Source organism: Burkholderia sp. ABCPW 14 (assembly GCF_001523835.1).
GTDB classification, from domain to species: domain Bacteria; phylum Pseudomonadota; class Gammaproteobacteria; order Burkholderiales; family Burkholderiaceae; genus Burkholderia; species Burkholderia mayonis.
In genome coordinates this window covers 1-10,613 of record NZ_LOVS01000079.1, presented here as the reverse complement: position 1 = coordinate 10,613, position 10,613 = coordinate 1, and the positions used below count along the sequence as shown (strand labels likewise).

The window sequence follows — 10,613 nt, the reverse complement described above, 5'->3', positions numbered from 1 at the left end:
ACGCGGCCTGCGAGCAATGATCCGGCGTCGCAGCGCAATCGAACCGGCCATCGGGCACATGAAGGCCGACGGCAAGCTCGATCGAAATTGGCTCAAGGGTTCGTTGGGCGATGCGATTCATGCGGTGTTGTGCGGCGCTGGCCACAACCTGCGGATGATCCTGCGCAACCTGCGGCTTTTTTACGCCCTGATTCTCGTCGCTTTGCTCAGCTTCCGAGCCGCTGCGCCGTCGGCGGCATAGCTTCATCTGCGCGACAAAACGAATTGTTCAGGGCCGACGACATAGGGAAATTAAAACAAAGCACTTTCCTTCGCCATGCGTCTTGAAAAACCTAGATAGGCTGCTATTTCATCGGTTGCAAGAAAATCGCACATCGAATAACGGTAATTTCGTTGCCATTCGCAATGAAGACTGTTTCAAGCAATATCGACAGACGAAAGGAAAACTGAAGAGCGCCATTCCGCTCGATCGCGTGCGGCGGCTCCACACGCTGGCGTATACGACGAGTTGTACGATCCTCGTCGCGCCCGCGGTCGACCTCATCCGACGAGGCGGCTCGAGATGTCGACGTCTATTCCTTCAAGGATCCAAATCGTGCAAACTGAGGCGGTCGCTTCATACCGGGCATCCACTCAATCGCATGCGTGATTGCGCCGCGATACTCAGGATCTACGTCCTACGGAACCGCTGATGCGCACTCGCGCATGGCGTCGCCCGAGCATGGCAATACTCGACTTGGATAGGGCAGGCCATTTCGAGCGTACTGTGCGCGAAATCGCTGACTCGGATGAACTACCGAATCGCACTGCGTGACAGCGTCCTCAGTCCCTCCATTTTTCGACAATCTCCTTAACGCTACCGTTCTTGCCGGAACGATACATGGGTGCGAGGTTTCCGCCCGAGTTCAGTCCATAGTATGTGATTCCAGCCGTCTGGTCAGTGGCACTAGTTCTGTTGTAAATCACCAGGGCCGCATACTTCGATTTCGTATTACCCTCTTGATTGGTCGCGTAGTCGCCCCCTGCTGAGATCGAATCGAGGCAAAAGCGATGCCCGCTCGACGGAATAGAGCGTCCGTGGTGATGGTTTCCGCCCGAAATGGAATTGGCGTAACCGTCCAGCGTGATGGCTCTGTAAAGCACCCATTCCGCCATGGCAGAAAAAAACCGAATCCGTTATTGCACTGATCAACCGCTTCATTCGACCACGCGTATGCCTTCGTAATTGTTCGTCGCAGCGAATCAGCAACGCTGCGGGACCTAAGCTGCGCTAGGTATATATAACGATCATGAAGAAGCAAAATTGAGAACGCTTCCCTGACGCCACAGCGGCCATCGACGCAAAGCGAGGAATGGTCGCCAGCGGGAACCGCTTGACAAGCCGCCCGCCTGCGTGGATCACTGAGGCTTCTTCTTACCCCGCCTTACCCCGCGAAAACGCGAAAGGACGCTCCCATGTCCGTCGAAACCTGGCTCGCATTCGCCGGCGCGAGCATCGTGCTCCTGATGATCCCCGGCCCGACGATCCTGCTCGTGATCGGCGATTCGCTCGCGAACCGCAATCGGTCGTCGTGGAGCACCATCGCGGGCGTCGCGGCCGGCGACACCACCGCGATGACGATCTCGCTCGCCGGCGCGGGCGCGCTGCTCGCGATGTCGGCCGCGGCGTTCACGGCGCTCAAGCTCGTCGGCGGCGGTTATCTGGTCTATCTCGGCATCCGGTCGATCCTGCACGCGCGTCGCATCGGCGCGATGGACGTGAGCGTCGAGCGCCGCTCGGCGAAGCGGCGTTTCTTGTCCGCATGGGCCGTCACCGCGCTGAACCCGAAGAGCATCGTGTTTTTCGTCGCGTTCGTTCCGCAGTTCATTTCGCCGCACGAGACGTTCGCGCAGCAATGCGCGGTTTTGCTGCCGACCTTCGTCTGTCTCGCGACGATCAACGCCGCCTGCTATGCGCGCATCGCGAGTTTCGCGGCCGCTCGTCTGACGGGCGCCGCGGCGCAGCGCCGCTTCGGTTACGGCGGCGGCGCCGTGCTGATCGGTGCGGGTACGCTGACGCTCGGGATGTCGCGGAGCTGACCCCGCGCGTGTGCCGGCCGGCCGCGCAGGCAGTGCCGGTGGCGCGTCCGAGGCGAACACGTGAGTGCTCCCGGAAGCCTGACGCACGTTCGAAGCGGCGCACGAACGCACCCAAAGGCTGTCCTATCCGCGATGCCGGCCGCACCTGTGAAACCGGCTCGCAAGCACGCCCGACAACCGGGCGTGCTGCCCGCTACGGCATCTCGGCCGAGCGTCAGCCTAGATCGAGCGCCGCGGTGAGATCGCCCGGCGGCTGCTCGCCCCGCGCCGCGAACGCACGTTCGCGCGCGGCGACGCCGTCGAGCGGCGTGAGTCCGTGCACGCGCGAGATGAAGCGCAGGATCGAGTTCGTGTCGTACAGCGTGTGGTCGACGTAGCCCTTCTTCGCGAACGGTGAGATCACCATCGCCGGAATGCGCGAGCCCGGGCCCCAGCGGTCGCCCTTCGGCGGCGAGACCGGATCCCACCAGCCGCCGTTCTCGTCGACCGTCAGGATCACGACCGTGTGCGGCCATTGCGGGCCGCGCATGATGTGGTCGATCACGTTCGCGATGTGACGGTCGCCCGACTCGACGTCCGCATAGCCCGCATGCATGTTCAGGTTGCCCTGCGGCTTGTAGAACGTGACCGTCGGCAGGCGTCCCGCGTCGATGTCGGCGATCAGATGGTTCGTCGACGCATCGTCGCCGAGGCCCGCGTCGCGCAAGTGCCGACGGCGCGCCTCCGTGCCCGGCGCGAAGCGCTTGAAGTAATTGAACGGCTGGTGGTGATACTGGAAATCCGGCACCGAGCCCGTGTCGCGATGCTCGAGCGCGAATTGCCACGCGCCGCCGTACCACGCCCAATCGATGTCTTTCTCCGACAAGCGATCGCCGATCGTCGCGTAGTGCTGCGGCGGCAGCACGCGCGGATTCGACGGATCCGCATATGCCGGGTTGCCGTCGACGGGCGGCCGCACGCTACTCGGCTGATACGGCGGCGCCATCGTGTTCACCGCGTAGCCGTCCGGCGTGAAGAGGCCGTCGTTCTCGAACTTCGGCGGGCCGTCGAGCGCCGACGCGGGCGAATCCGCCGCGAGCTTCAGGCGCGCGCCGGTCGGATCGTCGCCTTCGACGACCGATACCAAATGCTTCGCCGGACTCTTCTGCACGTCCGGATAGAGCGGCGCCTGCGCGGAGATCAGGAAGATGTGGTTCAGCCACGAGCCGCCGAACGCGGCCATGAAGAAGTTGTCGCAGAGCGTGTATTGCCGTGCGAGATTCCAGAGCCGCAGCGTTTCGGCCGAATTGCGGTAATGGCCCATCACGAGCCCGCCCGAGTCAGCCCATGCGGCGAACTGATCGTTGCGGCCCGCGTTGATCTGCATCTGGTTCTGATAGAAGCGATGCCACAGGTCGCGCGTGATGACGCCGTTCGGCAGCGGATTGCCGTGCGCATCGGGAATCACGAACGGCGCGTTGGGCAGCCCCGTGATGTCGCGCTCGCCGATCATATAGCGCTTGCCGTCGACGACCTGCGCCTGCGGCACGAGGCCGCCCCAGATTTTCGGCAGCGTCGGCAGCGGCGTCCTGCCGTCACGGTCGAGTTGCGCGTAGCGCTCGGGCGGCGCCGCGCCGAGCGGCTGCTGCACGCCGGGGAAATCGCCGAACAGGTTCGCGAAGCTGCGGTTCTCCGCATAGATCACGACGATGTTGCGCACCTCCTTGCGCAACGCGGCATCGAGCCGCAGATCGTCGGCCGTGCGCGGCGCGCCCGGTGCAGTCGTCTCGCAGCCGGCGAGCGCGACGCTCGCGCCGAGCGCGGCAATGCCGCCGAGCACGCGGCGGCGGTCGGGGTCTTCGGGAAGGTCGGTCGACGGGGAATTGTTGTCAGTCACTTCTGCTCCTCGATCTTCTGGTTGGTCGTACGGTCCGTCGCGCGCGTCGGCGCCTGAGACCGGCAGCGTCGCATCGCTGTTGCGACAGTCGGACGTGTTTCGTGCGCGCGCGGCCGTTCGATGCCGCAGCCGGCACGGTGCGCGCCGCCGCTCCGATCCGCGACACGCATTCGAACCGCTAGAGCGTTTGCAAAAAAGGCCGAAACGACCTGGCCGCGCACTGTCACTAAAACGTCACATTCGCGACTATAGCGCGCCGATCGCACTAAACCTTGCTTAATTGATGCATGAACGGCGAAAAATGAAACATTCGTGCGCAATTTCACCTTGCAAGGAAACCAGGTCGCGGACGTGATCGTGCCGCGAACGCGGCGGCCGAATCCTGCCTCGCGCCTGCGCGTCGGCCGCACGAGCGGCGCGGTCGAGCGCGTCGCAATCGAGCCGCAAGTGCCGCAACGTGCAACGCGCCGGCAGCGTCACTCAAAAAAAACGGCCCGGCCACCCCGGGCCGAGCCGTTTCCTCACCGATCGACGCCGACGCTCAGTCAGTGCCGTACTTCGGCGAATGCGGGCCGTACAGCAGGCCGTTCGGCTGGCCGGCCGACAACATCCGGCCGCTCGTCAGCCCCGCGACGTCGACTGCGTCGTCGCTCAGCGTGTGCGCGATCTGCTTGACGGCCGCCTGCGCGAGCGTGGCGATCAGGCCGAGTCCGCTGAAATCCATGCTGGAGCCGAGTTCCTTGCCGGTCGCACGCCCGGTGCCCTGCCACAGCAAGTCGCCCGTGCGCAGGTCGACGAGCTTCGCGGACGCCGACACGACCGTCGTGCTGTCGAGCACCGTGTAGACCGAGCCGTACTGCGTAACCGTCGTATACAGCGCCGCGTCCGCGCCGAAGATCTCGCGCAGCTTCGCGGGCGACACGCTCTGGACGTCGGCGGCGCTCGTCAGGCCGTTCTGCTTGAACGTCTCTTCCATCACGGCGACGGGCACGACGTAATAGCCCGCTTCGGCGACGGGCAACGTCATCCGCGACAGCAGACCGTACGTCGCCTTCACGTCCGACGTGTCGTTCTGCGGCGGCAGCAGCAGAATCGCGCGCGGCTGGCTCTTCTTGAACGCGGTGTAGTCGACGTGCTTCGCCGGCGCCGCGCACGCGGCGAGCAGCACGAGCACGGACGCGGCCGACAGGAGTCTTGCGGAAATGAACTTGAACATGGCAGCCCTTATTGTTGTTGTGCTTGCGTTTGCGCCGGCGCTTGCGGTTTCGGTTGCGGCGCCGCGGATTTCTTCTTCAGCAGGAAATCCATGAACGGCGACGATTCGGGAAACGACGCCTTCTCGGCCTGGAATGCCTGTTCGGCCTGCTGTTCCTTGCCGACGCTCGCGTACAGCATCCCCAGATGCGCTTCGAATCCGGGCGGCGGACGGTTGCCCTTCGCGCGGATCTGCTGCAGCGCCTTCTCGAGCGCATCGATCTGGTCTTCGGGGCTCTTTTGTCCCTTGAAGTATTCGTAGACTTGCGGCTGATAGCCGTCCCATTGGTAGAGCGGCTTCGGCTGATTCGCCGCGCAGCCCGTGAGCAGCGCGCCTGCTGCCGCGATCGGCAGCCAGGCCCCCGTCTTGAAGGTCTTCTTCGTTGTTGTCATTGTCGAATGAGTCGATGGATGAATGATTCGGCGCGCGCCGCGCGCTTACTTGCCGGACGCGAGCGCGCCCGCGTCGACCTGCTCGACGAGGTGATTGACCGCTTCCTGGATCGCGAGATCGAGCACCTTGCCGTTCAGCGTCGAGTCGTAGCCGGCGGTGCCGCCGAAGCCGATGATCTCGCGGTTCGACAGGCTGTATTCGCCCGCGCCCTGGCTCGACAGCACAACCTCCGACGTCGTCGTGTCGACGATGTTCAGGTTCACCTTCGCGTACGCGATCTGGCTCTTGCCGCGACCGAGAATGCCGAACAGTTGCTGATCACCGACTTCCTTGCGTCCGAACTCGGTGACGTCCCCCGTCACGACGTAATTCGCGCCCTTCACGTTCTGCGTCTTCTTCATGAAGGCGGCTTCCTGCTTGATCTCGTCGAGATTCTCGCGATCGAGCACGTTGAAGCGGCGGCTCTGCTGCAACTGTGTGACGAGAATCGTCTTCGCCTGGCCGCCCAGACGATCGATGCCGTCGGTGAAGATGCCGCGCATGTAGCTCGAACGGTTATCGAACTTGCCGACCGCGATCCCGATCGGCTTGCCGGCAAACGGCTTTTGCGCGCTGACCGACGCGGGCACGGGCAGCGTGCGCGACGCTTCGGTCGCGCAGCCGCTCAACGCGACGACGGCCGATGCCGCGAGCAATGCCAGAACTGTCTTCGAAGTTTTCAAACGATGGACCCTCCTTGGAGATCGCTAATAACGCCGTGTCGACGGTCCGGTGCCGATCGGCCGGCCCGGGTCGCCGCACTCCGCGTGCACGAATCGATCAGCGCGCTTGCGCGTCCCGGATTCGTCGCCTGCGGCGGCGTCCGTCAAGGCGCGCGCAACGAGCGCGCACGCCGAACGGCGTCGCGTTGCGCTAACGAGCCGCGACGCGACGCCGAATGTCAGATGCAGGATCGAATGAGAAGCGCGAATGGTCGGGATTCGCGCGCGGCGGCCGGCGTGCTCGGCCGTGCATCGGCGCGCCCGCGCGTGCGCGCAGCGCGACGCGGCGCACGGCCGGACGGTGTCGAGCCGGCGCGCAGGATGCGCAGACCGGATGCGATCGCGGCGCGACGCGCCATCGCCGATCGGCCGCGTGCCGGATCATGCATCGGCCGCGACGCGGCGCGCGACGATGCGTTGCGGCGCACCGGTCCGTTCGCCGCGCATGCCGCCGGCTCGACCGTGCTCACCGCCCCCCGATGCCTGGATGACGCCAGGCGCCAAATCTCGTTGTGTGCTGCCACTGAGCTCTCACGACACGCAATTATTCTCGTAGTACGCAACGATAACGGCAACCGTGCACGGGCGACAACAAAAAAGTGCCGAATGTCGAGCGACCGCAACGTTGCACGCATAACGGGCCGCGCGTCGACGCACCGGAATACCAGGCATTTCTCGATTTCGATTGCCATACCGAGTTTGAAATGCCGATGAAGCATGCCAATTCGAATTCGGTGGCTTCGAATCCGAGCGGCACGATGGCCGCGAGCTCGATTGATTTCGACACACGGTCGATATAAGGTGGCACGGCAATTCGGTCACCCCGCATTCAACGGCGGCAATTGCGACGATCGCCGCCGATTCGATTATTTCCGCACACGCATCGATTCGGCGCGTTCCCCCCCGAATTCCTTCAACCGATTCACTGCCGGAGACCTTATCGGTATGCCTTTCGTCACTATCGACGGCCAGCCTCTTCACTATCAGATCAGAGGCACCGGCGCGCCCGTCCTATTCGGACACAGCTACCTGTGGGATTCGTCGATGTGGGAGCCGCAGCTCGACGCGCTCTCGAAGTCGTATCGCGTCATCGCGCCTGACCTGTGGGGACACGGCCAGTCCGGCCCCCTGCCCGCCGGCACAAGCAACCTCGACGATCTCGCGTCGCAGATGTGCGCGCTCCTCGATCACCTCGGCATCGAGACCTGCTCGATCGTCGGGCTGTCGGTGGGCGGCATGTGGGCGGTCCCGCTCGCGCATCGCGCGCCGCAGCGGATCGACCGGCTCGTGCTGATGGACACCTACGTCGGCGAGGAGCCGGACGCGACGCGCAACCAGTATTTCCAGATGCTCGCGGCGATCGACGCAGAAGGCGCAATTCCCGAGCCGCTGCTCGACGCGATCGTGCCGATCTTCTTCCGACCCGGCATCGATCTCGCAAGCGAGCTGCCCGCGGGCTTCCGGCGCGCGCTGCAGGCGTTCGGGGCAGACTCATTGCGCGACTCCGTGATTCCGCTCGGCAAGATCACGTTCGGCCGCAACGACGCGCGCTCGAAACTGGGCGCGCTGCCGGCGGACCGAACGCTCGTGATGTGCGGCGCGAACGACGTCGCGCGGCCGCCCGAGGAAACCAGCGAGATGGCGACGCTCATCGGCTGCGAAAAGGTGTTCGTGCCGAATGCAGGACATATCTCGAATCTCGAGAATCCGGAGTTCGTCACGCGCATGCTGCTCGATTGGCTCGGGCGCGACGGCCGTCAGGCGTGACGAGCCTGACGCAGCACGGGACGCGGCGCGCAACGCATCCGAAGTGCGGCGGCCCGGCGCTATGTCGCGAGCGCCGGTGCATCGACGCGACCTGACACGGTACGGACCGGCAAACCACCGCAGCCGGAGACCGTTCGACGGCCGCGCCGTCGCTCTCGACGATGCCGAACGACGCGACGGCGTCGTTGCGAGGCCGCGCCGCGTGCGCCGCCGTACCGAATCGAATCAGGCGACCTTGAACTGCCCGACCGCTTCGGCAAGCTCCACCGCCTGCGTCTGCAGCGCCGAAGCCGCGGCGGCCGACTGCTCGACGAGCGCCGCATTCTGCTGAACCATCTCGTCGAGCTGCGCGACCGCGCGATTCACTTCCTGGATGCCGCGCGTCTGCTCGTCGGCGGCGTTCGAGATCTCGCGCATGATCGTCGTCACGTTCGAGACCGTGCCGACGATGTCGCTCATCGTTTGCCCCGCCTCCTGAACCAGCGTCGCGCCCGTCGACACGCTCGTGACGCTCGAAGCGATCAGCGCCTTGATCTCCTTCGCCGCCTGTGCGCTGCGCTGCGCGAGCGTGCGCACCTCGCCCGCGACGACCGCGAAGCCGCGCCCTTCCTCGCCCGCCCGCGCCGCCTCGACAGCCGCATTCAGCGCGAGGATGTTGGTCTGGAACGCGATGCCGTCGATCACGCCGATGATGTCGCTGATCTTGCCCGACGCACCTTCGATCTCGTGCATCGTCGACACGACGTCGGAGACGACCGTGCCGCCGCGCGACGCGACGGACGCCGCGTTCGTCGCGATGTCGTTGGCCTGGCGCGCGGCGCCCGCCGATTGCGTGACCGTCGACGTGATCTCCTCGATCGATGCGGCCGTCTCCTGAAGGCTCGCCGCGGCCGATTCGGTGCGGCGCGACAGATCGTGGTTGCCCGATGCGATTTCGCTTGCCGCATGGCGCACCGATTCGCTCGCGTCGCGAATCACGCGCATCACGTCGTGCAGCTTGCCGACGAACGCATTGAACGAGCGCGCGATCTGCGCGACTTCGTCGCGGCCCGTGTCGGGCAAACGCTGCGTCAGGTCGCCCGTGCCGGAGCCGATCGACTCCATCGCGTCGCGAATGCGCGCGAGCCCCTTGAACGCGACGCCCGTGACGGCGCTCACGATCACCGCCGCGACGACGACGAGCGCAACGAGCGTGCCGATCGACACGAGCAGCAGCGAATGCATGCCGGCCATCGCGTCGGACTTGTCGAGCGCGACGACGGTCAGCCAGTCGGTGCCCGGCACGGCGCGCGCGCGCATCAGCTTCGCGGCGCCCGCGACGTGCGCTTCGATCGGCGCGGCGCTGTCGTTGGCCGACGACGCGGCGAGCGCGTCGACGCTCAAATCGTCCGACAGATCGGTGACGGGCTTGAGCGTGAGCTTCGGATCGGAATGCGCGACGATGTGGCCGCTGCGGTCGACGAGCATCCCGAAGCTCTCGGGCGTCGGATGGATCGCCTTGACGTTCGCGATCACGCTGTCCATCGCGACGTCGCCGGACACGACGCCCTTCAGCACGCCGTCCCGCAGGATCGGCGCGGCGAACGCGACGACGAGCTTGCCCGTCCCGACATCGACGTAAGGCGGCGTGACGACGGGCTTGCCCGCCTGCACGGCCTGCTTGTACCACGGGCGGCCGGTCGGATCGTAGTCGGGCGGAATGCCGGTCGCGTCGGAGAACTTCGCGGTCTTGTCCGCGTAGCCGATGTAGACGTTGGTGAACCCGCCGGCGGCGGCGATCTGCTTGAGCGCCGGAATCGGATCGGGCGCGAGGCTCGCGTCTTCGACCGACACGATCATCTGCGTCTTCGACGCGACCCAGTCGGCGATGCCCGCCTCGTGGCCGGTCAGCACCGCGCTGAGGTTCTGGGTGATGGACTCGCGGTTGTAGCGATTGGCGACGAAGTAATTGAGCGCCGTGTTGATGACGAGCGAGCCGATGACGATGGCAAGGCACGCGGCGAGGATGCGGGACCGGATCGAGGAGAGCATGGGGCGACGTGGGGACGAGGGCGAACTCCCTTGTTTACGGCCGCCGAGCCGGCCGACTTAACCCCTTTTTCCTTATGGACTATTACAACCGGATAAGGGCGGAATCAGCCATTTTGGCCGACATATCGCATGCTTTCGATGCGATACCGCCGGAAAGACGGCACGACGCAACCGAAGCTTTCGAAACGCCGAAGACTCAGAATTTGTTCGACGCCGTATGCGTCGCTTGCCCCCGTTACTATCTTCACACCCCGATAATTGGGGTTTTGGCCAGCCAGGCCCGGCATGATTCCCGCCCCCAGTCGCAGTCATGATCCGGGGGGTGTTGTCACCGGGCCTGGTGGGTGGCTGGTGATCGCTGATAGGGGTTTGGCCGGGATATCCCGACGCCGTCCGTAACGTGGATGCCGAGACTTGCCACCGTTGTTGCAAACCAACCCGTTCACTCTGC

General features: G+C 65.0%; 8 protein-coding genes and 1 pseudogene. 4 read left to right on the top strand and 5 right to left on the bottom strand.

Features of this window, described 5'->3' with window-relative positions; translation table 11 throughout:
• Positions 1-241, top strand: a pseudogene (locus WS62_RS11705) (IS5/IS1182 family transposase); the annotation flags it as partial.
• 1,214 nt (positions 242-1,455) lie between these two features.
• Positions 1,456-2,079, top strand: coding sequence for a LysE family translocator (locus WS62_RS11700; protein ID WP_066570980.1), 624 nt, complete (start codon positions 1,456-1,458; stop codon positions 2,077-2,079).
• Between the two features lie 214 nt (positions 2,080-2,293).
• Here WS62_RS11700 and WS62_RS11695 read toward each other — a convergent pair whose 3' ends face one another.
• From WS62_RS11695 to WS62_RS11680, 4 genes are all read right to left on the bottom strand, one after another.
• On the bottom strand, positions 2,294-3,955 hold the full coding sequence (locus WS62_RS11695; protein ID WP_066570979.1) for an acid phosphatase: 1,662 nt from the start codon (positions 3,953-3,955) through the stop codon (positions 2,294-2,296).
• A 541-nt stretch (positions 3,956-4,496) separates the two neighbouring features.
• Complete coding sequence (locus WS62_RS11690; protein WP_066570978.1) at positions 4,497-5,171, bottom strand: DUF799 domain-containing protein; 675 nt, start codon at positions 5,169-5,171, stop codon at positions 4,497-4,499.
• Positions 5,172-5,179: 8 nt separating this feature from the next.
• Positions 5,180-5,602, bottom strand: a complete 423-nt coding sequence (locus WS62_RS11685; RefSeq protein ID WP_066490996.1) for a DUF4810 domain-containing protein — start codon at positions 5,600-5,602, stop codon at positions 5,180-5,182.
• Between the two features lie 45 nt (positions 5,603-5,647).
• Complete coding sequence (locus WS62_RS11680) at positions 5,648-6,325, bottom strand: CsgG/HfaB family protein (RefSeq protein ID WP_066570977.1); 678 nt, start codon at positions 6,323-6,325, stop codon at positions 5,648-5,650.
• A 222-nt stretch (positions 6,326-6,547) separates the two neighbouring features.
• On the opposite strand from WS62_RS11680, the gene WS62_RS38065 reads away from it, so the two are divergent.
• On the top strand, positions 6,548-7,078 hold the full coding sequence (locus tag WS62_RS38065; protein WP_231748266.1) for a hypothetical protein: 531 nt from the start codon (positions 6,548-6,550) through the stop codon (positions 7,076-7,078).
• 231 nt (positions 7,079-7,309) lie between these two features.
• Positions 7,310-8,131, top strand: a complete 822-nt coding sequence (locus tag WS62_RS11665) for an alpha/beta fold hydrolase (protein WP_066570975.1) — start codon at positions 7,310-7,312, stop codon at positions 8,129-8,131.
• 225 nt (positions 8,132-8,356) lie between these two features.
• Here WS62_RS11665 and WS62_RS11660 read toward each other — a convergent pair whose 3' ends face one another.
• The gene (locus WS62_RS11660; RefSeq protein ID WP_066570974.1) at positions 8,357-10,162 is read right to left on the bottom strand and encodes a methyl-accepting chemotaxis protein; all 1,806 of its coding nucleotides are present in this window, start codon (positions 10,160-10,162) and stop codon (positions 8,357-8,359) included.
• Positions 10,163-10,613: the final 451 nt, after the last annotated feature.